17 protein-coding genes and 1 tRNA gene are annotated in these 23,999 nt (G+C 64.0%); 12 read left to right on the top strand and 6 right to left on the bottom strand.

Features of this window, described 5'->3' with window-relative positions; translation table 11 throughout:
• Positions 1 to 43 precede the first annotated feature (43 nt).
• Complete coding sequence (locus KBP54_RS00870) at positions 44 to 2,437, top strand: transglycosylase domain-containing protein (protein ID WP_418904458.1); 2,394 nt, start codon at positions 44 to 46, stop codon at positions 2,435 to 2,437.
• A 12-nt stretch (positions 2,438 to 2,449) separates the two neighbouring features.
• Here the strand turns inward: KBP54_RS00870 and KBP54_RS00865 are convergent, their stop codons facing one another.
• Positions 2,450 to 2,899, bottom strand: coding sequence for a GatB/YqeY domain-containing protein (locus KBP54_RS00865; protein WP_071573607.1), 450 nt, complete (start codon positions 2,897 to 2,899; stop codon positions 2,450 to 2,452).
• Positions 2,900 to 2,991: 92 nt separating this feature from the next.
• Between KBP54_RS00865 and KBP54_RS00860 the strand changes: the two genes are divergently transcribed.
• Entirely contained in the window at positions 2,992 to 3,840 is an 849-nt protein-coding gene (locus KBP54_RS00860; RefSeq protein WP_256006601.1) for a metallophosphoesterase, read from the top strand.
• Positions 3,841 to 3,890: 50 nt separating this feature from the next.
• Positions 3,891 to 3,967: transfer RNA gene (locus KBP54_RS00855), tRNA-Pro, on the top strand.
• 306 nt (positions 3,968 to 4,273) lie between these two features.
• On the opposite strand, the gene KBP54_RS00850 is transcribed toward KBP54_RS00855, so the two are convergent.
• Entirely contained in the window at positions 4,274 to 9,223 is a 4,950-nt protein-coding gene (locus tag KBP54_RS00850) for a YPDG domain-containing protein (protein ID WP_256006002.1), read from the bottom strand.
• Between the two features lie 358 nt (positions 9,224 to 9,581).
• The gene (locus tag KBP54_RS00845; protein ID WP_256006000.1) at positions 9,582 to 10,985 is read right to left on the bottom strand and encodes a hypothetical protein; all 1,404 of its coding nucleotides are present in this window, start codon (positions 10,983 to 10,985) and stop codon (positions 9,582 to 9,584) included.
• A gap of 144 nt (positions 10,986 to 11,129) precedes the next feature.
• On the opposite strand from KBP54_RS00845, the gene KBP54_RS00840 reads away from it, so the two are divergent.
• From KBP54_RS00840 to KBP54_RS00815, 6 genes are read left to right on the top strand one after another with little or no spacing between them, the layout of a single operon-like run.
• Entirely contained in the window at positions 11,130 to 14,039 is a 2,910-nt protein-coding gene (locus tag KBP54_RS00840) for a DUF4040 family protein (protein ID WP_256005999.1), read from the top strand.
• 5 nt (positions 14,040 to 14,044) lie between these two features.
• Positions 14,045 to 14,473 (top strand): cation:proton antiporter subunit C, encoded by a 429-nt coding sequence (locus tag KBP54_RS00835; protein WP_256005997.1) that lies wholly within the window; start codon positions 14,045 to 14,047, stop codon positions 14,471 to 14,473.
• Positions 14,470 to 15,999, top strand: coding sequence for a monovalent cation/H+ antiporter subunit D family protein (locus tag KBP54_RS00830; protein WP_256005996.1), 1,530 nt, complete (start codon positions 14,470 to 14,472; stop codon positions 15,997 to 15,999). The genes KBP54_RS00835 and KBP54_RS00830 overlap by 4 nt, the downstream gene beginning before the upstream one ends.
• Before the next feature lie 2 nt (positions 16,000 to 16,001).
• On the top strand, positions 16,002 to 16,439 hold the full coding sequence (locus tag KBP54_RS00825) for a monovalent cation/H+ antiporter subunit E (protein WP_256005994.1): 438 nt from the start codon (positions 16,002 to 16,004) through the stop codon (positions 16,437 to 16,439).
• Between the two features lie 3 nt (positions 16,440 to 16,442).
• Positions 16,443 to 16,709, top strand: a complete 267-nt coding sequence (locus tag KBP54_RS00820) for a cation:proton antiporter (protein WP_256005993.1) — start codon at positions 16,443 to 16,445, stop codon at positions 16,707 to 16,709.
• On the top strand, positions 16,709 to 17,053 hold the full coding sequence (locus tag KBP54_RS00815) for a Na+/H+ antiporter subunit G (protein WP_070363266.1): 345 nt from the start codon (positions 16,709 to 16,711) through the stop codon (positions 17,051 to 17,053). Before KBP54_RS00820 ends, KBP54_RS00815 begins: the two co-directional genes overlap by 1 nt.
• A gap of 116 nt (positions 17,054 to 17,169) precedes the next feature.
• Here the strand turns inward: KBP54_RS00815 and KBP54_RS00810 are convergent, their stop codons facing one another.
• Complete coding sequence (locus KBP54_RS00810) at positions 17,170 to 18,729, bottom strand: catalase (RefSeq protein WP_256005991.1); 1,560 nt, start codon at positions 18,727 to 18,729, stop codon at positions 17,170 to 17,172.
• 96 nt (positions 18,730 to 18,825) lie between these two features.
• Here KBP54_RS00810 and KBP54_RS00805 point away from each other — a divergent pair, with 96 nt between their 5' ends.
• From KBP54_RS00805 to KBP54_RS00795, 3 genes are all read left to right on the top strand, one after another.
• Positions 18,826 to 19,371 (top strand): RNA polymerase sigma factor, encoded by a 546-nt coding sequence (locus tag KBP54_RS00805; RefSeq protein ID WP_256005990.1) that lies wholly within the window; start codon positions 18,826 to 18,828, stop codon positions 19,369 to 19,371.
• Positions 19,372 to 19,525: 154 nt separating this feature from the next.
• On the top strand, positions 19,526 to 19,762 hold the full coding sequence (locus KBP54_RS00800) for a helix-turn-helix domain-containing protein (RefSeq protein ID WP_256000666.1): 237 nt from the start codon (positions 19,526 to 19,528) through the stop codon (positions 19,760 to 19,762).
• Positions 19,763 to 19,834: 72 nt separating this feature from the next.
• Entirely contained in the window at positions 19,835 to 21,109 is a 1,275-nt protein-coding gene (locus tag KBP54_RS00795) for a YkvI family membrane protein (protein WP_256005988.1), read from the top strand.
• A 513-nt stretch (positions 21,110 to 21,622) separates the two neighbouring features.
• Here the strand turns inward: KBP54_RS00795 and KBP54_RS00790 are convergent.
• Positions 21,623 to 22,657, bottom strand: coding sequence for an aspartate-semialdehyde dehydrogenase (locus KBP54_RS00790; protein WP_256005987.1), 1,035 nt, complete (start codon positions 22,655 to 22,657; stop codon positions 21,623 to 21,625).
• A 15-nt stretch (positions 22,658 to 22,672) separates the two neighbouring features.
• Positions 22,673 to 23,938 (bottom strand): aspartate kinase, encoded by a 1,266-nt coding sequence (locus tag KBP54_RS00785; RefSeq protein WP_070363272.1) that lies wholly within the window; start codon positions 23,936 to 23,938, stop codon positions 22,673 to 22,675.
• Positions 23,939 to 23,999 lie beyond the last annotated feature (61 nt).

The following is a 23,999-nucleotide window of genomic DNA, read 5'->3' as shown; positions in this document are numbered from 1 at the left end:
GCGTCCTATTCACTCTCCCCCGCGTTTCATTTAAGGTAACGGTGTGACTGCACTTCGTTCCTTTGGAAACCTCCTGCTCGGCCTTTGCGCCGTTGCTCTGGCGATTGCCCTGTGTTTGGCGCCGGTCGCAGGCCTGACGGGCCTCGCGATTGCGCGCACCGCGAATACAATGCAGTCGAATCTGCTCGACCTGACACACGGCGATGTCCCCGGTGTCACGACCGTTACGGACGTCAACGGCACCCCCATTGCGTGGTTATACAAACAGCGTAGATACGAGGTTCCGAGCGAAAAAATTTCAGCGCATGTAAAACATGCGCTGGTTTCCACAGAGGATCGACGCTTTTATATGCACGACGGCGTTGATATGCAGGGCTTTGCGAGGGCCATGGTGACCAATGTGCTGGCGGGTGGGGTCGAGCAGGGGGCGTCGACAATTAATCAGCAGTACGTGAAGAACTACCTGTGGTTGGTTGAGGCAGGCAATGATGAGGAGGCGCAGGCGGCGACCGAGCAGTCGATCCCGAGGAAGCTGCGCGAAATGCGCATGGCCTCCGATCTGGACAAGACGCTGACGAAGGACGAGATCCTCACTCGCTACCTCAACCTTGTTTCCTTCGGAAACCACGCCTACGGCATCGAGGCCGCGGCCCGCATCTACTTCGACATCCCGGCCGCTGAACTGAACCCGCCACAGGCGGCGCTGCTGGTGGGGCTGCTGCAGTCCGTGGAGTACCTGAACCCGTACACGAACCCGGAGGGTGCGACGCAGCGCCGCAACACCGTGCTACAGAACATGGTGAACGAAGGCCACCTCACACAGGCGGAAGCGGACCGTTACGCGGCGTCCCCGCTGGGTGTGGTGGACAAGCCGAAAGGCCTGCCGGACGGCTGCATCACCGCCGGTGACGCAGGCTTTATGTGCGACTACGCCCTGCAGTACTTGGAAAGCAAGGGCCTGAGCATCGACGAGATCGAGCGCGGCTCCTACACCATCACCACCACCCTCGACCCGGCGGTGCAGGCCTCGACGGTGCAGGCGGTGCGTAACAACGTCAACCCAGCCACCCACGGCGTGGCCGAGGTCCTCAACGTGATCCGGCCCGGCGCGGACTCCCGCGACATCCTCGCGATGGCATCCTCGCGCTACTACGGCCTCGAGCTGGAGAAGCACCAGACGATCATGCCGCAGCCGACCTCCATGGTGGGCAATGGCGCCGGTTCCGTGTTCAAGATTTTCACGGCGGCTGCAGCGCTCGAGCAGGGCTACGGCCTCGACTCCATGCTGAACACCCCGGCGCGCTCCGTGGTCTACGGCATGGGCAAGGGCGGTGCCGCCGGCTGCCCGCCGGGCGCCTACTGCGTGGAGAACGCCGGCGTCTACCCGCCACAGATGACGCTACGCGACGCCTTAGCTCAGTCCCCGAACACCTCGTTCATCGAGCTCATCCAGAGCGTCGGCGTCACCCCAACAGTGGATATGGCGGTGCGCCTGGGCCTTCGCTCCTACACCGAACCCAATACGTTTGGCGACGGCCGCTCCGTCGCCCAAGCCGCGAAGGAAGAGAACATGGGCTCCTTCGTGCTGGGTCCAACCGCCGTGAACCCGCTCGAGCTGTCCAACGTGGGCGCCACACTCGCTGCCGGCGGCCGCTGGTGCGAGCCGAACCCGATCAAGAGCGTCGTGGATAAGCACGGGCAGGAAGTGTTCATCCAGCGCCCGCCGTGCGAGCAGGTCATCGACCCAGACATCGCCGGCGCGCTCGCCCTCGGCATGTCACACGACACTATCGACGGCACCGCCAAGGACGCAGCCGCCGCCTCCCGGTGGACCGCACCCGTCGCTGCCAAGACCGGCACCACGGAGTCCCACCAGTCCTCCGCGTTCCTCGGGTTCACCCGCGGGATGGCCGGCGCGCCGTACATTTTCAACGACGGCACCCAAACCACCCCGCTGTGCACCGGCCCAGTGCGTCAGTGCTCCGTAGGCAACCTGTTCGGCGGCAACGAGGCCGCGCGCACCTGGTTCCAAGCCGCCCACGGCGTGCCCGGCGCCGCGGCAGCGGGCCTGCCACCGACCAGTGCGACCTACACGCGCGGCACGAAGCAGTCGGCGCTCGACGCCGTCGTCGGCCTCCCGGCCGCCACCGCGAAGCAGCAGCTCCAGGCGCAAGGGTTCAACGTGACCACCCAAACCGTCTTCGGCAACGGGGCGCCCGCCGGCAACGTCATCGCAGCGATCCCCGCCAACCCCGCGCTCACGCAGGGCACCATGGTGACCCTCAACGTGTCCGACGGCAGCGCCGCCGCCCCCACCGCGTCACCGTCGGCGTCCACACCCCCGCCGACCAGCACGCAGGCCCCCGCCGTCGACTTCGACGGCATCCAGCAGTCGCTGAACGACGCCCGCGATGCGCTCACGAACGTCTTCCAATAAGGCTAACTAGCCCTAGCTCAGGCGGGCCTTGACCGCCGTGGAAAGCCGCTTGCCGTCAACACGGCCGGCGGCTTTCGCGTTCGCAGCTTTCATGACCTGCCCCATCTGCGCCATGGACTCGGCGCCGACCTCGGCGACGGCCTCCTCCACCAGGGCGTCAACCTCCTCGTCCGTGAGCTGGGCAGGCTGGTACGCTTCGAGGATTTCGGCTTCGTGGAGTTCGGCGTCGGCAAGCTCTTGGCGGCCGTTCGTGGCGTAAATCTCCGCGGACTCGCGGCGCTTCTTCACCTCGCGAGCAATAATCTTCAAGATCTCCGCATCATCCACCTCGTGCTTCGAACCCTCGGTCTCAGCGGTCTGGATGGCGGCCAGCAACATACGGATCGTGCCGGTGCGTTCCTTCTCCTTCGCCTTCATCGCGGTCTTCAGGTCTGCGCGCAGCTGTGCTTTCAATTCACTCATGTGGGAAAGCGTAGTCCATCTGTACGCTAGGACGCGTGAATACTTCCCTCAAACGCCTCACGCGTGCCGCCGGCGTCATCGCTGCGACCGGCATGGCCACCGCCGCGTACGGCGTGAGCCAGCTGAACAACTACCGCCTGAAGGAATACACCCTCCCCCTCCTCCCGCCCGGCACCCTCAAAGGACGCGACTCCTTCGACATCCTCCACGTCAGCGACCTCCACATGATCCCAGGCCAACGCGCCAAAGTCGCCTGGGTCTCCAGCCTCGCCGAACTCCAACCCGACCTGGTGATCAACACCGGCGACAACCTCTCCGACCCCAAGGGCGTGCCCTGGGTCTTCCAGGCCCTCGGCCCGCTCCTCGAGATCCCGGGTGCGTTCGTCTTCGGCACCAACGACTACTGGGCGCCCCGCCCCGTCAACCCCTTCAAGTACTTGCTTGGCACGAAGCGCGAGCCCTCCTACGTCGACCTCCCCTGGGAAGGCATGCGCGCCGCATTCCAGGAGCACGGCTGGCACGACGCCACACACCGCAGGCTCGAGTTCAAAATTAACGACGTCCGCCTCGCCCTCGCAGGCGTCGACGACCCACACCACAACCTGCACGACTACTCCACCATCGCCGGCGCCCCCAACGCCGACGCGGACCTCGCCATCGCGCTTCTCCACGCCCCCTACCGGGAAGTCCTCGACGCCTTCGAGCGCGACGGCTACCAACTGGCGCTGTCCGGCCACACCCACGGCGGCCAGATCTGCCTACCTGGCGAGCGCGCCATCGTCACCAACGCCGACATCGACCGCGAGCGCGCCTCCGGCCTCCACCGCTTCGGCCGCATGTGGATGGAAGTCTCCAACGGGCTGGGCACCTCCAAGTACGCCCCCGTACGGATCTTCTGCCCGCCATCCGCAGCACTCCTCCACATCACGGAGCGGCCCTGACCACGGCTTTTGTTTTTCGCGGGCACAGGAGTAAAGTAACCAGGTGCCCACGGGATATGGCGCAGCTTGGTAGCGCGCTTCGTTCGGGACGAAGAGGTCGCAGGTTCAAATCCTGTTATCCCGACCAATGAAACCCCGTCGCTTTCGCGGCGGGGTTTCGCGTTGCTCAGATGGGCTTGGGACCCGCGCACCACATTCCTTGTTTTTGGGGAGCACCGTCGGCGTTTCCCCAGGTCGCCAAGGGGCAGGGTGGGAATTTGGTGTCACGACGAACGGGCTAGACACCAAATTCCCGGTTTTTCGCACGAAGATCTGGAAAAGCCCTGGTCACGAAAACCTCATGGGAAAATTTGGTGTCACCCCAACCGGGGCGAGTGCCAAAGGACGCAACACCATTTGGATTAGACGTCTAAACCTGCAGGTCCAAAAAGGCCTACTTTTTGGAAGATGCGTCCTTTGGCACTGGCTCACCATCTTTGGAGGAACCGAGGACGGTCATGCCACGGTCAAAGCCCTCGGGCTGGCATGCCTGGGCGATCAGGGAGATCGCCAGGCCGCCGACTGCGATGGCTCCAAACGCGATAGCAACGGGCTGCAGCTGACGGGCGTCGACGCCGAACTGCCTGTTGACGGCGGCAATCTGGTCCTCGAACCCGCGGCCTACGTGGCGCAGGGAGTCGTTGAACTGCCCAAGAGCGGCGTTGATCTGGGGCTGCATCGTGTTCGCAACGCCAATGCCAACTGCGGCGGCGAGCCCGATTGGTAGCAGCCAGAGGATCGGGCTGTTGAGCGCGAACATGTTGGCCATGCAGCGCTTGAAGCCGTCGGCAGATGAATCGGCTGGAGTGGGAGTAGATGTGGTCGGCGCAGGCGTGGTCGGACTCGTGGTAGTGCCACCCTTCGCGATGACCCCCACGACAGTCTTCACCTCGTATGTTGCGCCCGTGGCTGTGGTGACGGTGACGGGGATGTCAACCTTCTCACCGACTTCGGCGGAGGCGGGTGGGGTGACCAGCAGATCTCCCGAGGCGGACACGGAGGCCCGCCACCCGGTCGGCAGGGCGCCGAGCTTGTAGGTGTTGCCGTCGGTGTGGCCGCTGATCTTGATGGACGTCGGCACGCCCGGCGCGGTGATGGCCGGCGGGTACGACGGTGCTGGCGCGATAGGTACAGAAGGAGCAGTCGGAGTGGCAGTCGGGGACGGCTCCGGCGCCGCAGTCGCGGAAGAAGTAGGTTCAACTGGCCCGGTCGGCACGTTGGCCACGGTGAAGACGGCCTGGGTGGTGTAGGCCTCGCCGTGGGCTGGGGTGACGGTGACAGGGACGCGGATCCAGGCGCCTGGGGTGGCGGACTTCGGCGCGGTCGCGGTAACGGTGCCGTGCTCGTCGACGCTGACCTTCCAGCCATTGACCCGGTCGGGTACCGAGTAGCGGTTGCCGTCGGTGGCGTTGGTTGCAGGCTGAGTACTCGTCTCGCCGGGTAGGACGGAGGCGGAGGCGTAGCTGACGTGCGGGGATTCGTCGGTTTCCTTGATGGCCGCGAATGCCGGAACGACCAGGATGGCTCCGTCGGTGTAGGTGACCTTGACGGGGATGAGGATGGAGTCGCCGGGCTTGGCGTCGGCTGGCGGCGTCGAGAAGACGCGGCCGTGCTCGTCGACGGTGGCGGTCCAGCCCGGGATGGTTGGCTTCCACTCGGGGTCGATTTCGAAGGTAGCGTCAGAAGGCACCTTGGAGCCCTCGTGGAGAGGGACCTCGTCGGTTGCGCCCGGTTCCTGGACGACCTTGCCGTAGGTTGGCACGATGTGGCCGACGCCGACCTCGATGATGCGCTTGACCGGGGTCTTGGTCGTGGTGGTGTGTTCGACGGGGTTGCCGACGACGTGGCCGTCGACAAGCTGCCAGGTCTTCTCCGTGATGGTTTGGCCGTAGGAGCCTTCCTGGATGGTCTTGACCACGCCGGCGGGCAGGCTGTCTACCTGGCGGATTTCGGTCTCGAACGGCACGGGGGTGTGGATGGTCTCGCGTAGCTCTGTCTGCTTGGATTCCTTCTTGGTGCCGACCAAGATGACCTGGTCCTCAGCGTCCACGACCTGTGGTTTCTGCGCGATGCCGTCGATAATTTTGTAGGAGATCCTGCCCACCTTGCCGCGCTGTGCGACCTTGTGGGTGCCGGCCTCGAGCGTCGGGTCTTCCCGGATGATGACGCGGTACGGCGTCTCTTCAGACCAGTGGATTTCCGGCGTGACGCCCGGCCTTTCCTTGGTGCCAACGCGCACGATGCGATCCTGCGGGTCCGCGATGCGCGTCTGCTCGATGCGTGTGCTGACCACCTCGGAGTTCGTGATGGTCCTGGTCGTGGTCACTTTGTCGGTGCCGAGCACGCCGGGGTGTTCGGCGTCGACGACCTGCGTGCCTACGTCGAGTGTGGGGTCGAAGACGATCTGCGTCTCAAACGGCACGATCACTTCGTACTCGGTGTTGATGTCGAAGGAGGCGTCAGGCGCGGGCTCCCTGACCACGACGAACGCGGCGGTGACCACGTCTTTCGAGCCGTCCTGGTAGGTGACGGTGACGGGGACGTTGAGGTGGTCGCCAGACTCGGCGTCTTTCGGTGGGGTCGCAGTGACGGTGCCTTTGCCGTCGACGCGCAGCTTCCAGCCGTCGAGGCTCGCGGGCACGCTGAACGGCGTCTTTTCCGCGAGGTCGCGGGCAGGGATGCGGGTGGGCTCGGTGATCTCAGATCGCTTGTCGACGCCCGGCTTCGCCTCCTGCTGCTCGTATCGCGGCTCGTAGACGGCGCGCTGCTCGCCGAGCACCACCACAGTGGCCACGATGATGGCGGTCGTGCCGTCCTTATAGGTCACGCGCACCGGGATGTCCGCGGAGCTGCCCGGTACGGCGCGCTCGCTGACCGGGGTGGTGATGGTGCCCGTCTTCGGGTCGATCTTGACCTGCTCCCACCGCAGGTTGCGCGGTGGGGCGATGTAGTGCTTGTCCTTCGGGTCCGTGATCAGGGCGAACTTCGGCTCCGAGATGTCCCGGACGCTTCCAGTGTCCAGCTTGCTCGTGACCGTGGTGCCCGGCTTGCCCGACTTGGTCTGGTACCGCGGGTTGTTCATGCCCTTGTCGTCGCCGACGACGGTGAACGCCGCCGGGACGTCCGCCTCGGAGCCGTCCGGGTAGCGGACGTGGATGTCGATGATCGCCTGGTCACCGGGCCGCGCATCCTTCGGCGGAGTCGCCGTGACCACGCCCTTCTTCGACACGTCGAACGTCCAGCCGTCCGGGAGTTGCTCCGGCAGGCTGTACTTCGCCTTCATCGGGTCCGCCAGCAGGGTGCTGATCATCGAGGAGACCGGCAGCCCGGGCTTGGTGAAGCTCTGCGGGTAGTTCGCAACGTCGGTGCCCGTACCGTCGCCGATCACGTTGATGGTGGCGGTGGTTTCCTGCGGCACAGCGCCGCTGGCGTAGTGGGTACGCACCGGCACCGTGATGTAGGCGCCCGGCAGCGCGGTGTCCGGGATGGTGACGGTCAGCTCGCCGGTGGTGGCGTCGAGGGTGACGTTCCAGTCGCCGACTTTGTACTGTTGGGAGCCATTAGGGAAGGTGTAGCGGTTCGGCGTTTCGTCGTGCGCGTTGCCGCCGAGGCCAACCTTCGGCACGGTCGGCGTGAGCGTCATGCGGTCTGCCACCTCACCCGAGGCCGAGCCATACGACGGCACTTTCACGTCCGAGAACACCTGGAAGGACACCGGAGCTTCGTCGGTCGTACCGTCCGGGTAGGTCGCCTTCACCACGGGTTTGATGGTGGTGAAGTTCGGCACGGTTGCCTTCGCCTTCGCGGTGACGGTGCCTTCCTTATCGACTGTGACGTTCCAGCCGTCTTTGTCGGAGGGGGCGTCGATAAGCTCGAATTTCTTCGGCTTGATGACGTCCCCCTTGCCCAGCACCCGTGTCAGGCTCGCCTTGGCGGTAAGTGTTGTGTTTTGGGCGCCCTGCACTGGCTCCGCGGGGTACTCGAGGTTGGTCTGCTGCGTGTGATTCGGTTCGACGACCACGAGCAGCGGGATGGCGTCCTTGGAGCCGTTCGAGTAGCGTACATGCACCACAGGCTGCGCAAACGTCCCAGGGGTCGGCTTATCGACGCCCTCCGGCGCCGTCATGATCACCCTGTAGTCGCCCTTTTCCTCGTCAGCGAACTTGGCGGTCCAGCCGTCGTAGACGAGGCTCTCGTCGAGGGCGATGGTGGCGTCGAACTTCTCTTTCAGGTCGGCGAGGGTGTGCCCGTTTGCGTCGGGAAGCTCCTCGAAGACAATCGCATCCTTTGAGATCCCGGAGGTGATGTTGACCTCAGACCTGGTGAACTGCGGATCGTGGTAAAGCGTGTCATCCACGCTGATCGCGTGCGAGCTGAGCTCGTTGGCGGTGTTGTAGCGTGGCAGCGCAATGGAGCTGGCCGTTACCCCAACCCTTGTATCTTCGTACGCGTGGTTCTGAGCGATAGCCTCGAGCTCCTCGACACTGCGCGGCAGCGCAACCGCGGTAAACGTGAGGCCCTGGAGGCCGTCGAGCTCGGCGTCGTCGGCGAACTTCGGCCAGGTAAGGAAGAAGTCGGAGCCATCGCGCGTGATGGTGACGTGCTCGAGCACCTTGCCGCTGCCGTCCGCGACCTGAATGCGCAGACGATCCAGGTCACGTTCCGTGAACATCCCGCCGGCAGAGGCGATCTTGACCTTCTCCCCCGGCTTGATCACGGCCTTCGAAATGTGCTCCCAATCAAGTTTGAGGGGGACGCAATCGTCGGTCTCGCTCGGCCAAGGGTTTGCGTTCGCGTCAGCTTGGAAGTTTTGGCTTTTGAAAAACCTGTGGTCAGAGTCTTCCTTTGTGTAAGCCCCTTTCCACGCAAAGGTGAGCCCTTCCGGGCTCACGGCTTGTTGCTGGAACTGTTCCGTGAAGGGGAACGCGCCGTTCAAGTTGCGCTGAACTCGGGAAGCGGTAATTTCGGCGGGCTCAGCAGTGTTGTTCACCGTGAACGGGTTACCGCCATCGAGCTTCTCGTCCGCGGGGACAACGCCTAGCTCGCCAGCTTCGACTGGAACAGGCCCGCTGTCGCTAAACCCTGTATCCGTGAAGGTGCGCTGCTTGTCCGCGTTGAAGTGCAGCTGAATGCCGAACTCAGTTGCGCTCTCGGAGTACTCGCCAGGGTTGAGCGCGTCAAACCTGAAACCCGCAACGTCCTTGCCGACATCGTCCTTCTCCAGCACCACTCGGCAGGCATCATCGCCCAGCCCCTCTGACTTCGCCTGCTGCTCAGCGCCGATCACCGCACCGGTGTACGCCAAGTTCTCCTGCGCATATGCAGCAGGGGAAGGTACAACCACAGCCGCGCTCCCCAACGCGAGCGCTATCGCAGACGTTACGGTAATTCCAACACGTACTTTCCGACGCCCCGCGCCCGGAAATGTGCCTTGCATGTGGCTGCCCTTCACTTTTCACAACGATTGGTCAGTAACAGCGTAATTCGGGCTGTGTGCTTCGTACACTCTTAACGTTGCATAAGTGGCAATAAGTGAAGGCCCCGCCAGCCGAAGCCGACGGGGCCTTCCCCATCCCTAACCCCTTTCTTGCCCACAATGGGCGAAAGGAGACCACTCAATCCAAGCCCCTATTACTTGAAATGAGCACCGCTAGATTAACACAAACCCATCCGAAAGTAGGAACCATGTCCGTGTGCTCGGATTATTCCTCCACGTGAACCGCAACGTCACGTCGCTGCGGTACTCCGCCCAGCAGCCCGACCGCCGCGACGAGCGCGCTCATAGCGATACCAATCCATAGTGCCTGCGCAGAGCCGTTATTGCCCGCGCTCGAGAGCGACGCGGCCAGCCAGTGCATCGGCATCGCCGAAGAAAGTGCCTCGAGGACCCCACTAACAGGGGCAGCCGCGGCGGCTTTCCAAACCCACCCGACTACCCCCATCTGAAGAATTATCAGGATTGCGGCAACCAGACTCCCCCATCCGCGGCCAAACAGCGCCGCGAGCGCCGTCGTCACACCAACGGAGGCGGCCGCACCGCACAGCAGCGCGAGAGCCGCGATCCCCAGAGCGGCCGGGCTCAGGTTGTGGCCGAGGATGAACACCAGCACCCAGCCAGCAACCGCCAGGAGCACGACGCCTAGCTCCAGCGCCAGCCAGCGCCTCGTGCGGGACATCCACGCCGCCGCGGCGACGCCAACACCGCCCAGCCCCACGAGCGCCGCGACCAGCATCGCCGCGACCGGAGCCAGCGAGGACTCCTGCGGCTCCTGCGCCTCCGCACCCGCCTGCGCCGCCGCCGGCGCCGGGAGCGCGCCACGCACCGCGCGAATCTGGTCGGCGGTCAGGTTCGCCATGTGGTCAATCTTTGCGACACCCTCATCAAGCTGTGCAATACCGCCAACCGCGCCCTGCGCCTCGTTATTGAGCTGAGTCAGTCCACTCGCCAGCTGCTGGGCGCCGTTCGTGGCCGTGTAGACGCCGTCGTGGTAGGCGTAGCCCGGCACCGCTAGCTGGTTGGCTACCTCGCGGGAGCCGTCGCGCAGCTTGTTCATCTGGGCGACAACCTCCGGCGGCAACTGGGCATTGTCCGCCTGGACCTTCAGTTGTTGAAGCTGCTCGCGTGCGGCGATGACGTCCGGGTCCTTGGAGGCCTTCGTCGATACGAGGGCGCGGTCGATGGCAGCCGTGACCTGGCCACGCACCGCGTCGAAGGCCGTGGCCTGCTCAACAACCTGGCCAATCGCGTCCGCGACCTCCGTCGCGCCACCCCCGAGCTGGCCCGTCGCCGCCTGTAGCTGCACCATCCCGGCCGACAACTCCTGCGCACCAGCCTGCGCCTGGGAGATCGCGGCGACGAGTTCGTCGGCGCCGCCGGTGAGTTGGGAGGTGCCGTCGACAAGCTCTTTGGTGCCCTGCGTGAGAAAGCCCGCCTGCGTGTTGGCCTCCCCCGCCGCGCGGCGCGCCTCGTTCGGGTTGCCGCGATCCGACGGCAGCTGCGGCGCGCTGGCGTCCCCCTGCGTGGACATCCAGGTACTCACCGGACTCAACGGCAGGAACGCCGCAACAATACACACCAACAACACACACAACACGCGCCACTTCATGGTGCACAATGTAACCCCTGCAACTGCATGAATGCTGGAAGGCACACCGCACGCTCCCAAAGATGTTGTGGCCTTGTCCAAGCTTGTTGCTACCCTTTAAAGCAACTGACAGTTTTCAAATCCCAAACTCAGAGAGGGTTCACCATGGCACTACCTCTCGTGCTCGCATTCGTGGCCGCGACGGTTCCGCTATCGCCGCTGCTCGTGCGAGTTTTCGACAGGAAAGCAGGCTGGCCGCTGGCGCTCCTGCTGTTCGCCGCAGCGGTCACGCTGGGCCGCGAATTTCCTAACATTTCCCAAGGCAACGTGGAAACGTGGTCCCTTACATGGGCCAACGACATCCTCGGGCCCGGCACCGAAATCGCGTTCTCACTGCGCGCGGACGGCCTGAGCATCTTCTTTGCGTTGCTCGCGCTCGTCATTGGCGGCATTGTCCTTATATATTCGGCCGCATACCTGCCGAAGCGCGAGGGCAACACCAGCTTCTACACCATCATGACGGCGTTTACCCTCTCGGTGCTGCTGCTCGTGCTTGCGGACGACACCGTGCTCCTCTTCATCGGCTGGGAGCTCGTCTCGATCGCGTCCTTCATGCTCATCGCCCGCTCCGGCTCCGGCGGCGAGGCCGGCTCCTACCGCACGCTCATCCTGACCTTCTTCGGCGGGCTGACGCTGCTGGCGGGCCTGGCGGTCGTCTCCGTCGCGGCAGGAACGACGCAGCTCAGCGCAGTGCTCGCGTCGCCGGTCTGGGCGCAGTCGCCGGGGCTGACCACCACGGTGGCACTGCTCATCGGCTTCTCCGCCTTCACCAAGGCCGCGCAATTCCCCTTCCACTTCTGGCTGCCTGAAGCCATGGCGGCAGCCACGCCAGTCTCCGCGTTCCTGCACGCGGCGGCAGTGGTCAAGGCGGGCGTCTACGTCCTGCTGCGCTTCTCCACCATCTTCCACGACGTCACCGCGTGGAACACGCTGCTGCTGGTCACTGGCCTGTTTACCGCGCTGATGTCGGCAGCCTTCGCCATTACGAAGACGGACCTGAAGCACCTGACGGCCTACTCCACGGTTTCCCACCTGGGTTGGATCGTCGCGGCGATCGGCATCGGCACCCCGGCGGCGCTTGCCGCCGCGATGGTGCACACGCTGGCCCACGCGCTGTTCAAGTCCTCCCTGTTCATGCTCATCGGCGTCATTGACCACCAGGCCGGCTCCCGCGACATCCGCCGCCTCGGCCAGCTGTACAAGCAGCTGCCGTTCACCTTCGCCTCCACCTGCGTGGCCGCGGCCTCCATGGCCGCCATCCCGCCGCTGTTCGGCTTCATTTCGAAGGAATCCATCCTCACGGCGTTCGACGCCACAAGCTTCGGCCCGCTGCTGCTCGCCGTCGCGGGTCTTGCCGCCCTGCTGACCTTCATCTACTCGGCGAAGATCGTCTTCGGCGCATTTATCGACGGCACCAAGCCCATGCCGCACGTCACCGAAGCGCCCGTCGCGCTCTGGCTGCCAGCCGCGCTGCCCGGCCTGACCTCCCTGGTCCTGCCGTTCACGCTCGGCTGGGTAGACAACCCGATCAACGCGGGCGTGCGCACCATCACTGGCGACACCGAGTTCCACTCACACCTGGCACTGTGGCACGGTCTGAACGCGCCATTCATCGTCTCGCTCATCGTGCTCGTGCTGGGTGTTTGCTTCGTCCTCTTCGTGCGCAAACCGTTCTTCGCGGCCGTCGAGAACAAGCAGCTGCTGCCAACCAGCGGCAATGACCTACTCAACGCCATGGTCCGCGGGCTTTCCAAGGTGGGCCGCTGGCTCGGCGCGATGGCGGACACGTTCAACCCGTCGCGCCACCTGCTGCCACTCGTGCTGTGCATCCTCGTCCTGGGCGTCAGCACCGCCGTGCTCACCCAGGGTGTCGACGGCATGCCGCTCGCCCCACGCGCCGAGGGCATCGACGTGTGGTGGGACCTCATCCCATTCGCCATCATCGCCCTGTCCGTCATCGGCCTGGTGCGCACCCGCTCCCGCCTCGCCGCGGCGGTACTGCTGGGCACCACCGGCGTCGGCATGACGCTGCAGATGCTCATGCTCGGCGCACCCGACGTGGCACTGACCCAGTTCCTCGTCGAGTCGCTGACCGTCGTGATCATCATGGTGGTGCTGCGCTACCAGCCACGCACCTTCCCCAAGACCCCGACCTCACGCAAGGTCTTCGCGGCCGTCGTCGCTGCCATCGCCGGCGTGGTCGCCTTCCTCGGCGTCTACGCCCTGCTGGGCCGCCACGACCGCTCCGACCTCGCCCTGTGGTACCTCACCGAGGGCGGCAAGATGACCAGCGCCGACAACATCGTCGCCGTCATCATCGTTGAGTTCCGTGGCTTCGATACCCTCGGCGAGCTCTCCGTGCTCGGCATGGCGGCAGTGGTCATCGCGGCCGTCGTCCAGTCCATGCCACGCCACATGTTCGAGGCCGGCACCCGCCCACGCCCATTCGGCCAGTCGCAGCTCAACTCGCTGCCACTGCGCAAGGCGTCCGCGCTCGTCGTACCGATCCTCGCACTGCTGTCCATCCTCATCTTCTTCCGTGGCCACACCGCGCCCGGCGGCGGCTTCGTCGCAGCGCTCGTACTGGCCACCGCGTTCGGCCTCAACTACCTGTCCCGTGGCGCGGATGCGTACGTCGTGAAGCAGCTCACCCCGATCCGGCTGACGGGCTGGGGCATCATCATCGCGATCAGCTCCGGCTTCCTCGGGTTCCTCGAAGGCGGCTTCATGTACGCCATCCACGGCACCATCGCTGGGGAGCACATGACGACGTCCCTCATCTTCGACTTCGGCATCTACCTCGCCGTGCTCGGCATGGTCACGCAGGCGCTCAACGCGCTCGGCGGCTACCTACGCCCCGGCACCGAGATTTCCGACCTCACCTACACCCGCGGCGGCGAAAACCCACTGCCGGATGTACCAGAGCCGGAAGCACCCGCCGAGCCTGTCGACGCCCACCCAGCCCCACTCAACCCCGCGGAAAACCCGCGCCCAGTTACCACGAAGGAGCTGTAAACCACATGGTCATGGCACTTACCATCGCGGTCCTGGTTGCAGGGTCCGTCTACATGATCCTCCAGCGCGGCATGGTCCGCATCATCTTCGGCATGTCCCTGTTCGGACACGCCTCCAACCTGACGCTGCTTGCCACCGGCGTCGGCGCCTGGCGCGGCGAGGCATTCCCCTCCCGCACCGCATTCGCCGACTTGTCCGACCCGCTCCCGCAGGCATTCGTGCTCACCGCCATCGTCATCGCCATGGCGACGACCACGATCCTGCTCATGCTGGCCTCACTCGGCAAGGATGACGACACCATGGACAACCCGACCGGCGTCGCAGGCACCTACGACCTGATGCGCCTGAGCCCGTCCGCGCTATCCACCGCAGGCCGCACCGCGCGCCTCAACCCGAACAAGATGAACAACACGGAAGGAGCACCACGCGCATGAGTGCGGACGCAATCCTCCCAGTCTTCGTCGCGCTGCCACTCATCATGGCGGCGGTGACGACGCTCAGTCCCTGGAAGCGCGGCAACGACGCCCTGGGCCTCATCATCCCCGCCATCAACCTCGGCCTGGCCATTTGGCTGTACAGCTACACCGCCGAGCACGGCACCGTCTCCCACGTCATCGGCCTGTACCAGGGCGGCGTCGGCATCTCCTTCGCCGCCGACCAGTTCTCGGCCATCATGCTGATCACCACCATGATCGTGGCGCTGACCTCCAACTGGTTCGCCAGCGTGGCCGGTGAAACCCAGGCGCGCTACTTCACGCCGCTAACCCTGGTGCTCATCACCGGTGTCTCCGGCGCGCTGCTCACCGCGGACCTGTTCAACTTCTTCGTCATGATCGAGGTCATGCTGCTGCCGTCCTACGGCCTCATCGCCATGACCGGTACCCGCAACCGCCTGCTGTCCGCCCGCACGTTCGTGCTGGTGAACCTGGCGGCGTCGACACTGCTCGTGATGGGCGTGGGCTACATCTACGGTGTTGCCGGCGCCGTCAACATCGCTGCCCTGCGCGGCGCCGCGGCCGGCAACGGCCCGATCACCGTGGCCACCGGCCTGGTCGTCATCGCCATCGCCGCCAAGGCCGGCGTCTTCCCGGTCCATACCTGGCTGCCACGCACCTACCCCTCCACCAGTGCCGCCGTCATGGGCCTGTTCTCCGGCCTGCACACCAAGGTGGCCGTCTACATGCTCTTCCGCATCTGGGTGGTCATCTTCGACATGGACGCGCGCTGGAACGCACTGATCATCGTCATCATGGTGATCTCCATGCTCATCGGTGGCTTCGCCGGCCTTGCTGAGCACACCATGCGCCGCGTCCTGGGCTACCAGATGGTCAACGGCATGCCGTTCATCCTCATCATGCTGGCCTTTACTAACGACGACGCCCGCTACGCGCTTGCCGCCGGCCTCATGTACACGCTGCACCACATGATCACCATCGCAGCACTCGTGCTCAACGTCGGTGCCATCGAGGAAACCTACGGGACCGGCACCATCTCGAAGCTGTCCGGCCTCGCACGCCGCGACCCGCTCACCTCCGCCGTCTTCGTTGCGGGCGCGTTCTCCATCGTCGGCTTCCCGCCGTTCTCCGGCCTCTTCGGCAAGGTCACCATCGTGCTCGCCGCCGCTACACCCGGCGACTGGCGCTCCTGGGTGGCAATCACCACCATCATCGTCGCGTCCTTCGGTGCGTTGCTGTCCATGATGCGCGTCTGGAAGCGCGTCTTCTGGGGTCGCCCAATGCAGCACTACCCGAAGGCCCTCAACGTCCGCGCGAAGCTGCTCGCACCGTCCGCGCTGCTCATGTTCATGTCGCTTGGCATGTTCATCGGCGCCGGCCCGCTCTGGGCAGCCAGCACCGCGGCCGTCGACAGTCTTCTCGACGTCGACTCCTACACCACCGCCGTCCTCGGCGACGACGCCATCGGCATCCCCGATGTGGACACCCTCCAAGGAGGTAACTAACCATGCTGCAACGCTTCGTACACGGCGTGGGCTACACCGCCTGGCTCATCAAAGAAATCTTCGCCGCAGGCTTCAGCGCCGCCGCGGCCGCATTCAAGCCCAACACCGGGCTTGACCCGATCATCATCTACTACCCGCTGCGCCTGACCACCGACTGGCAGATCTTCTGGTACTCCACCTCCATCACCGTCACCCCGGGCACCCTGTCCCTTGGACTGCGCTACCCCGCCCAGGAAGACGGCCCGATCGTGTTGCTGGTGCAGGCCGCGTTCGGCAGCGACCCTTTGGAGCAGATCGCTGGCCTCATCGACATGGAAGAGCGCATCAACCCGGCAGTCAAAGCCACCCCGTTGGACCCAGCAACCATCGGGTGGGACCCCTACGTGGACCTCGGCGACCCCGACGACCACACCCTGCCACCAGCGGAAAGGATGGACTAGAACATGTTTGAAACGATCCTCATGGGCTGCGTCATCGTCATGGCGCTCAGCCTGCTCGTCGGCCTCGCTGGTCTGATCCTGGTCAAGGACGAACTCTCCCGCGCCGTCATGGCCGACCTCATCTTCTACGCCATGGTCACCATCTTCCTCGTCTGGTCCATCTGGACCCAGACCATGATCGGCTACGAAATCGCCATCCTCGCAGGCCTCGTCTGTGGCGTTATCCCGACCATCTCCATGGCCCGTATCATCACGAGAGGACGCCGCTAATGACCATCATCGAAATCATCGTCGCAGCGCTCGTCATCGTGGCCACCCTACTGGTGGTCGCCACCGCGCTCCTGCAGCTGCGCGCCCCCGACGCACTGACCCGCGCGAACCTGCTCGGCCCAACCGTCTGCCTGGCCTTTCCGATCCTGGTCGTTGCCAAGCTGATCTGGTCCTGGTCCACCACCGGCTTCGACCTCAACGACTTCCTCCGCGCCATCATCGCCATCGCCGGCGTATGGATCGTCGGCTCCGTCGGCTCCTTCATCATGGGCCGCACCCTCTACGGCGTGACCGTCTCTGATAAGCGCGACCGGCACCCGAACCGGCCGAACTACCGGATTTAGGTTCCGGTTCTGGGAGGGTGGTGCTCAGGCACCGCCATGTGAGCCGCCGAGCTTGCCCAACAAACACCAAAACCCGCCGGGACGTCACCGTCCTGGCGGGTTTAAATCGTTAAGGGTTACTTCTGCTGCGCTGCGCGCTTAGCGGCGAAGGATTCGCGGACCTTGGTTTCCAGGTCAGCGTCGATCTTGCCCCAGTATTCGTAGACGCGCTCCTCGATCTCCTTGTTGGTGATCGCCATCATCTTGTTGGTGATGTTGTGCACGAAGCGTTCCTTGGCGGCGTCGTCGAAGACGTCGCGGTAGAGGGTGCCGGCTTGGCCGAAGTCGTCATCCTCAGCGTGCTTGACGTAGGCGGCGCGCACCAGATCGGTGCCCTCCGGGTCCGGGTTGACGTACAGGTTCTCGGCGAGGCCGAGGTCCTGGCCGCTGGCGGAGGTTTCGCCGTCGTCGAGGTAGCCGGCGCCCTTCTCGTAGGAGTTCGGACTGTAGTTTGGCTCGTTCTCCTCGTTGAAGAAGTACGCCATGGAGCCACGCTCGGCGTAGGTGTTCACCTGGTTGATCGGGCGGTTGACCGGCAGGTCCTTGTAGTTGGCGCCGATGCGGTAACGCTGCTGGTCAGAGTACGCAAAGACGCGCGCCTGCAGCATACGGTCCGGGGACAGGCCAATGCCTGGGACCAGGTTGGCTGGGTCGAGTGCCAGCTGCTCGATCTGGGCGTGGAAGTTCTTCGGGTTACGGTTGAGGGCGAAGTAGCCGACGTCGATAAGCGGGTAGTCCTTCTGCGACCACGTCTTGGTGAGGTCGAACGGGTTGAAGCGGTAGTCCTTCGCCTCCTCGAACGGCATGATCTGCACCTTGACGTCCCAGATTGGGTAGTCCCCATCCTTGATGGCGTTGAAGAGGTCCTCGCGCTGGAAGTCCGGATCCGTGCCGGCCTTCTCGGTGGCTTCTTCGTCGGTGAAGCATTCCCAGCCCTGGCGGGTCTTGAAGTGGTACTTGACCCAGACCGGCGTGCCTTCCTCGTTGATCCACTGGAAGGTGTGGGAGCCGAATCCGTCCTGGTGACGGGAGGTCTTCGGAGTGCCACGGTCGCCGAGCAGGTAGGTCACCTGGTGAGCAGATTCAGGGGTGCGGGTCCAGAAGTCCCACTGCATCTCGTCGTCGCGCAGGCCGGAGTTCGGCTGGCGCTTCTGGGAGTGGATGAAGTCCGGGAACTTGATGCCGTCGCGCAGGAAGAACGTCGGGGTGTTATTGCCGACAATGTCATAGTTGCCGTCTTCGGTGTAGAAGCGCAGTGCGAAACCGTGGACGTCACGCCAAGTGTCTGGGGAGCCTGCCTCACCAGCAACGGTGGAGAAGCGTGCAGCCATCGGGGTGACGGTGCCAGGCTGGAAGAGCTTCGCCTTCGTGTACTTGGACACGTCCTCGGTGATGTGCAGCTCACCGAATGCTCCGTGGCCCTTCGCGTGTGGAATACGTTCGGGGACATTCTCGCGGTTGAAGTGCGCAAGCTTCTCGATGAGGTGAATGTCATCCAGGACATTCGCGCCCTGACGGCCCTGCGTAACACTCACGTTTTCCGATGGGACGGGCTGGCCGGCGAGCTGGGTAGTTTGCCCCTTGCCCGCTGGACGTTCGCCGTTCGAAAGGATGCGGTCTACGTTCTTCTCTGCCATTGTTAGGCCCTCCTTATGGGTTGGTGTTTATTTATACCATACGTGAATATCAGAGTGACATCAAGGGTTTTCCCGATACTGGTACCCTTTTTATTCGTGAACAGCAGCGATAGCCAGTACGTCACCGACCTCGCCCTCCGGGCAGGTCGGGGCGACAAAGCTGCCCTCACCGACTTCATCGCCGCCACCCAAGACGACGTCTGGCGCCTCCTCGCCCACCTCGCAGGACACGACGCCGCCGACGACCTCACCCAGGAAACCTACCTGCGCGCCCTCGGCGCCCTCCCACGCTTCGCCGGCCGCTCCACCGCCCGCACGTGGCTCCTCTCCATCGCGCGCCGCACCTGGATCGACTCCGTGCGCCACGACCGCAGTCGCCCGCGCGCCACCAACAGTGGCTACGACGACGTCGCCAACCAACAGCCCAGCACCGACGACCCGAACCTGTGGCCCGAAGTTATCGACGCCCACAATCTCCTCAACGAACTCGCCCCCGACAGGCGCGAAGCCATCGTCCTCACGCAAGTGCTCGGCTACAGCTACGAGGAAGCCGCCAAAATCGCTGGCGTGCGCATCGGGACCATCCGCTCCCGCGTCGCCCGCGCCCGAAAAGACATCATGCGACTCACTGAACAGACCTAGTTCATAATCCCATTTTTCGTTTATTGCACAGCAGGCCCTCGAAGACCTTGACATCGCGCTTTCACAACCCCACTCGAGCAGCGTCGACATTGTCGTCGATGGGTCCCAGCAGCCGATACGCATTCCACGATCCGCTGCCTCTGCACTACGCGAAGTGCTCGCCAACGAGGCGGAGGGCAGGCCGGTTGAAATTGTTCCGGTACAAAAAGAGCTCACCACCCAGCAGGCGGCGGACCTCCTCCACGTGTCCAGACCTCACGTCGTGAAGCTGATCGACACCGGCCAATTAGCCGGCCACAAAGTCGGGGCGCACCGGCGCCTCTACGCCGACGACGTCTTCGCATTCAAACGCAAAAGGGACGCAGCGCAGCGCGCCAACACGGACGAATGATCCACCTGGAACCAAACCAAAAAGGTTCCGAATTCACCGACCAGGCCCAACCCATCAACTACACTGCCTTTTATGATTCGAAACGCAATAGCGATCTCCTTTGCCTTCATCGGCATCGTTGTCGGCGCCGGGTTTGCGTCCGGGCAGGAAGCGATGCAGTACTTTGTAGCCTTCGGCACGCAAGGCATTTGGGGAGCACTCTTGAGCTCGGCCCTGATGCTGGTCGGCGGTATCTCCATCCTCCAGCTTGGCTCCTACTTCCAGGCGACTGAACACATGGAAGTGCTCGGCAACATCACGGGCAAGGTCATGGGCTGGGTGCTCGACATCTCGACCATCATCACGCTGTTCTCCATCGGGTTCATCATGTTCGCAGGTGCGGGCGCGAACCTGAACCAGCAGTTCGGCATCCCGGTCTGGATCGGCGCCGTCATCATGCTGGCAATGGTGCTCGGTGTTGGCATGCTGGACGTCAATAAGGTGACCGGCGCGATCGGCATCCTCACCCCATTCCTCCTGATCTTCGTGATCGGCGGCTGCACCTGGACCATCGTCAACGCGCAGCCAGACTGGGATAGCATCAACATCGCAGCCCAGGACGTCGCAACCGAGCTGCCAAACTGGTGGATCGCCGCACTGAACTACACCGGCCTGAACTTCATCTGCGTTGTGTCCATGGCGGTCGTCATCGGCGGCAACTACCTCGACCCGCGCGAAACCGGCCTCGGCGGCCTCTTCGGCGGTATTGCCTACCTCGCGATGCTGCTCCTGCTCGGCATGGGCCTCATGGTCAGCATCAGCGACGTCAACGGCCACGACATGCCGATGCTCACCCTCATCAACAACATCAACCCAACACTCGGCCTCATCATGACGTTCGTGATCTTCGGCATGATTTTCGCCACCTCACTGGGCATGTTTTACGCCCTGGGCAAGCGCCTGGCACGCGGTCGCCAGCAGAAGTTCCGCGTCATCTACATCTCCGCGTGCCTGATCGGGTTCGTCCTGTCCTTCGTCGGCTTCAAGGACTTGATCTCGTTCGTCTACCCGATCCTGGGCTACCTGGGCCTCGTACTCATCGTCGTGGTCACATCAGCCCGCATCCGCGGCTCGGAAACCCTGCGCCACGAAGGCAGCCTGCGACGCCGCGCCCTCGAGCTCATGAAGGACAAACTCGATCCGCGCGTGAAGTTCACCCGCCGCGACCAGCGCGAGCTGGACAAGATTACCGAGAAGTCCGTCATGGAAAATAAGGACTTCAAGGAAGCCATGATCGAAGAGGCCGAGCAGGCCCTCGAAGCGGAAGAAGTCCTCGAGACGGAAGAGGCTGAGAGCCAGGCTAAATAATCCTGCCCAGCCAAGTGCCAAGGGACGCAAGATGCGTGCTTTGGCACTTTTTCTTTGGCTCATACAAGGGTGAGCGCACCAAATTCCTGTTTTTCCGGAGAGGAGTCGGAACGTTTCCCCAGGTCGTAGGCAGTACTTGATGGAATGTGGTGTCCCCACCACCCGGTCCGACACCAAATTCCCGCTTTCAGGAGCAGCCCTGAGCGTTTCCCCAGGTCGTTGATTCTGCATGGGCGAATTTGGTGTGCACCCAGAGAGGCCAGTGCCAAAGGACGCAACCGGTTTTGGTGCAGCCATTCAACACTGCAGGTCAGCAATGTGCTAGGTGTTTTCCAGTGCGTCCATTGGCACTGCTACCTAGCAACCACACCTCAAACCCTGGATCCAGGAAAGTATTGGGGCATTTCCCTGGTCGCGGACCGGCCTGCCCCAGCAGAAAAGCGGCCCCGCCAGGGAGCAAACCCCAGGGGACCGCCTCAAGCGCCCTCAAGCGCCCTCAAGAAGCCAGAAAAGCTACTTCACAAGCAGCTCCGCGATCTGAATCGTGTTCAGTGCGGCGCCCTTGCGCAGGTTGTCGCCGGAGACGACGAACACGAGGCCGCGGTTGCCGTCGACGGCCTGGTCCTGGCGGATGCGACCGACGAGGGAATCGTCCTTGCCGGCGGCGGCGAGAGGGGTCGGTACGTCGACGACGGAGACGCCCGGCGCGGCCTCCAGGACGGCGCGAGCCTGGTCAGGGGTGATTTCCTTCTCAAACTCGGCGTGGACGACCATGGTGTGCCCGGTGAACACTGGGACGCGGACGCAGGTGCCCGAGACGCGCAGGTCGGGGATGGAGAGAATCTTGCGCGATTCGTTGCGGAGTTTCTGTTCTTCGTCGGTTTCTTCGGTGCCGTCGTCGACGAGGTTGCCGGCGAGTGGCAGCGCGTTGAAGGCGATGGGTGCGACGTATGGGCCGAGCTCCTCGGGCTGGAGGAGGGAGCCGTCGAGGGCGAGTTCGGTGTTGCGCTCGCCGATTTCGGCGACCTGGTTTGCAAGCGCCTGCACACCGGCGAGGCCGGAGCCGGAAACAGCCTGGTAGGAGGCTACGCGCATGGTGTGAAGGCCGGCGGCGTCGTGGAGTGCCTTGGCCACGGGCATGATTGCCATGGTGGTGCAGTTCGGGTTCGCGATGATGCCCTTGGCTGGCGCCTTGGCTTCGTCGGGGTTGACCTCGGAGACGATGAGGGGGACGTCGTCGTCCTTGCGCCACGCGGAGGAGTTGTCTACGACGGTGGCGCCGGCGGCTGCGAAGACTGGGGCCCACTGCTTGGAGGTGCCGCCGCCTGCGGAGAAGAGGGCGATGTCGACGTCGGCGACGGAGTCTTCGGTGACCTGGGTGAGGTCTTCGACGACGACGTCCTGGCCGCGGTATTCGAGGTTCTTGCCCGCGGAGCGTGGTGATGCGAAGAAGCGCACTTTGTCCGCTGGGAAGTCTCGTTCGGCGAGGATTTCGCGCATGACGCGGCCGACCTGGCCGGTTGCACCTACTACTGCGATGGTGGTCATGAAGTGTGTCCTTTCTTAGCGTCCGGTGCCAGCGTAGACGATGGCTGGTTCGTCGCCGCCGAGTTCGAACTTGTCGTGGATAGCGCGGGTGGCTTCCTCGAGGTCGATTTCGCGCACCACGGCGGTGATGCGGATTTCGGAGGTGGTGATCATGTCGATGTTCACGCCGGCGTCGCGAAGTGCTTCGGTGAAGTCGGCAGTGACGCCCGGGTGGGTCTTCATGCCCGCACCGATGAGGGACACCTTGCCGATCTGGTCGTTGTAGGTGATGTTGTCCCAGCCTTCTTTCGCCTGGAGGGCCTTGAGCAGTTCCATGGCGCGGGGGCCGTCGGCAATTGGGAGGGTGAAGGTGATGTCGGTGGTCAGGTTGTGGAGGCTGGAGATGTTCTGCAGCACCATGTCGATGTTGATCTCGTTGTCGGCGAGGACGCGGAACACCTTGGCGGCCTCCCCTGGCAGGTCCTTGACGCCGAGGATGGTGATTTTCGCTTCGGAGGCGTCGGTGGCAACGCCGGACAGTACTGCTTCTTCCATGGGGATATCCTCCAATGCTCCGGCGACGAGGGTGCCGGGATCGTTGCTGTATGACGAACGCACCCGCATGGGTACGTTGAATGCGCGCGCATATTCCACACTGCGCAGCACAAGGATTTTCGAGCCGGACGCGGCGAGCTCAAGCATCTCTTCGAAGCAGAGCTTGTCGAGTTTGCGGGCATCGTGGACGATGCGTGGGTCGGCGGTGTAGACGCCGTCGACGTCCGAGTAGATTTCGCACTCGTCGGCGCCGAGGGCGGCGGCGAGGGCGACGGCGGTGGTGTCGGACCCGCCGCGGCCGAGGGTGGTGACGTCCTTGGTGTCACGGTTGACGCCCTGGAAGCCGGCGACGATGGCGATGCGGCCGGCGTCGATAGCTTCTTGGACGCGGCCCGGCGTCACCTCAATAATGCGGGCGTTGCCGTGGCGCTCGGTGGTGATGACGCCCGCCTGCGAGCCGGTGAAGGACTGCACATCAGCGCCGAAGGATGCGACCGCCATCGCGACCAGCGAGTTCGAGATGCGCTCGCCTGCGGTGAGCAGCATGTCCATCTCGCGGGCTGGCGGCGTTGGGTTGACGCGGGCGGCGAGATCCAGCAGCTCGTCGGTGGTGTCGCCCATTGCGGAACACACCACCACGACATCGTGCCCCTGCTTCTTAGTGGCAACGATGCGTTCAGCAACCGCGCGTATGCGGTCGGCGCTTTCGAGGGACGAGCCCCCGTATTTCTGCACGATCAATGCCATGGTAGAACCTTCCATCGGTGTAAAAACTGTCGCGTGAAAATCCGCACTATAAGAATAGCGT

This window comes from Corynebacterium pseudogenitalium, from assembly GCF_024453815.1.
Classification (GTDB): Bacteria; Actinomycetota; Actinomycetes; order Mycobacteriales; family Mycobacteriaceae; genus Corynebacterium; species Corynebacterium pseudogenitalium.
Note: the sequence above shows the minus strand (reverse complement) of the source record. Positions and strands in the feature narration are given on the sequence as shown.

Bases quoted from the DNA above. Each gene is read 5' to 3' on its own strand.
- KBP54_RS00860 (WP_256006601.1), top strand. From the start codon at position 2,992: ATGGCCACCGCCGCGTACGGCGTGAGCCAGCTGAACAACTACCGCCTG.
- KBP54_RS00815 (WP_070363266.1), top strand. From the start codon at position 16,709: ATGACCATCATCGAAATCATCGTCGCAGCGCTCGTCATCGTGGCCACC.
- KBP54_RS00785 (WP_070363272.1), bottom strand. From the start codon at position 23,938: ATGGCATTGATCGTGCAGAAATACGGGGGCTCGTCCCTCGAAAGCGCC.
- KBP54_RS00820 (WP_256005993.1), top strand. From the start codon at position 16,443: ATGTTTGAAACGATCCTCATGGGCTGCGTCATCGTCATGGCGCTCAGC.
- KBP54_RS00830 (WP_256005996.1), top strand. From the start codon at position 14,470: ATGAGTGCGGACGCAATCCTCCCAGTCTTCGTCGCGCTGCCACTCATC.
- KBP54_RS00790 (WP_256005987.1), bottom strand. From the start codon at position 22,657: ATGACCACCATCGCAGTAGTAGGTGCAACCGGCCAGGTCGGCCGCGTC.
- KBP54_RS00795 (WP_256005988.1), top strand. From the start codon at position 19,835: ATGATTCGAAACGCAATAGCGATCTCCTTTGCCTTCATCGGCATCGTT.
- KBP54_RS00825 (WP_256005994.1), top strand. From the start codon at position 16,002: ATGCTGCAACGCTTCGTACACGGCGTGGGCTACACCGCCTGGCTCATC.
- KBP54_RS00845 (WP_256006000.1), bottom strand. From the start codon at position 10,985: ATGAAGTGGCGCGTGTTGTGTGTGTTGTTGGTGTGTATTGTTGCGGCG.
- KBP54_RS00810 (WP_256005991.1), bottom strand. From the start codon at position 18,729: ATGGCAGAGAAGAACGTAGACCGCATCCTTTCGAACGGCGAACGTCCA.
- KBP54_RS00840 (WP_256005999.1), top strand. From the start codon at position 11,130: ATGGCACTACCTCTCGTGCTCGCATTCGTGGCCGCGACGGTTCCGCTA.
- KBP54_RS00835 (WP_256005997.1), top strand. From the start codon at position 14,045: ATGGTCATGGCACTTACCATCGCGGTCCTGGTTGCAGGGTCCGTCTAC.
- KBP54_RS00865 (WP_071573607.1), bottom strand. From the start codon at position 2,899: ATGAGTGAATTGAAAGCACAGCTGCGCGCAGACCTGAAGACCGCGATG.